Genomic DNA, 1,764 nt, shown 5'->3' with positions numbered 1-1,764 from the left:
CATTCCTGTGTAGTTTCCGTAACGTTCATCTAAGATGAACTATTTCCTTAGAAAGGAGGTGATCCAGCCGCACCTTCCGATACGGCTACCTTGTTACGACTTCACCCCAATCATCTATCCCACCTTAGGCGGCTGGCTCCAAAAAGGTTACCTCACCGACTTCGGGTGTTACAAACTCTCGTGGTGTGACGGGCGGTGTGTACAAGGCCCGGGAACGTATTCACCGCGGCGTGCTGATCCGCGATTACTAGCGATTCCGGCTTCATGTAGGCGAGTTGCAGCCTACAATCCGAACTGAGAGAAGCTTTAAGAGATTAGCTTAGCCTCGCGACTTCGCGACTCGTTGTACTTCCCATTGTAGCACGTGTGTAGCCCAGGTCATAAGGGGCATGATGATTTGACGTCATCCCCACCTTCCTCCGGTTTGTCACCGGCAGTCTCGCTAGAGTGCCCAACTAAATGATGGCAACTAACAATAAGGGTTGCGCTCGTTGCGGGACTTAACCCAACATCTCACGACACGAGCTGACGACAACCATGCACCACCTGTCACTTTGCCCCCGAAGGGGAAGCTCTATCTCTAGAGTGGTCAAAGGATGTCAAGACCTGGTAAGGTTCTTCGCGTTGCTTCGAATTAAACCACATGCTCCACCGCTTGTGCGGGCCCCCGTCAATTCCTTTGAGTTTCAACCTTGCGGTCGTACTCCCCAGGCGGAGTGCTTAATGCGTTAGCTGCAGCACTGAAGGGCGGAAACCCTCCAACACTTAGCACTCATCGTTTACGGCGTGGACTACCAGGGTATCTAATCCTGTTTGCTCCCCACGCTTTCGAGCCTCAGCGTCAGTTACAGACCAGAGAGCCGCCTTCGCCACTGGTGTTCCTCCATATATCTACGCATTTCACCGCTACACATGGAATTCCACTCTCCTCTTCTGCACTCAAGTTTCCCAGTTTCCAATGACCCTCCCCGGTTGAGCCGGGGGCTTTCACATCAGACTTAAGAAACCGCCTGCGCTCGCTTTACGCCCAATAAATCCGGACAACGCTTGCCACCTACGTATTACCGCGGCTGCTGGCACGTAGTTAGCCGTGGCTTTCTGGTTAGATACCGTCAAGGGATGAACTTTTTACTCTCATCCTTGTTCTTCTCTAACAACAGAGTTTTACGATCCGAAAACCTTCTTCACTCACGCGGCGTTGCTCGGTCAGACTTTCGTCCATTGCCGAAGATTCCCTACTGCTGCCTCCCGTAGGAGTTTGGGCCGTGTCTCAGTCCCAATGTGGCCGATCACCCTCTCAGGTCGGCTATGCATCGTTGCCTTGGTGAGCCGTTACCTCACCAACTAGCTAATGCACCGCGGGTCCATCCATCAGTGACGCAAAAGCGCCTTTCAAAGTAAAACCATGCGGTTTTACTTGTTATACGGTATTAGCACCTGTTTCCAAGTGTTATCCCCTTCTGATGGGCAGGTTACCCACGTGTTACTCACCCGTTCGCCACTCTTTTTCTTTCGGTGGAGCAAGCTCCGGTGAAAGAAAAAGCGTTCGACTTGCATGTATTAGGCACGCCGCCAGCGTTCGTCCTGAGCCAGGATCAAACTCTCATAAAAGTGTTTGAAACAATCTTGCGATTGTTAAGCTCAATTGTATAAATTGACTTGCTAGCATATTGCTTGCTATGTTGTTTGTTTCTATTAAATAGAAACGCCCTACACATTTGGTTTGTTTTATTCGTTCAGTTTTCAAAGGTCTACATTGTTTGT

Annotated in this window: 1 rRNA gene; it reads right to left on the bottom strand. The window is 50.5% G+C overall.

Annotated features, from left to right (window positions below):
• Nucleotides 1-51 precede the first annotated feature (51 nt).
• Nucleotides 52-1,611, bottom strand: a 16S ribosomal RNA gene (locus FFM68_RS13045).
• Nucleotides 1,612-1,764: the final 153 nt, after the last annotated feature.

It is taken from the genome of Enterococcus xiangfangensis (genome assembly GCF_005405365.1).
Lineage (GTDB): Bacteria > Bacillota > Bacilli > Lactobacillales > Enterococcaceae > Enterococcus_A > Enterococcus_A xiangfangensis.
Note: the sequence above shows the minus strand (reverse complement) of the source record. Positions and strands in the feature narration are given on the sequence as shown.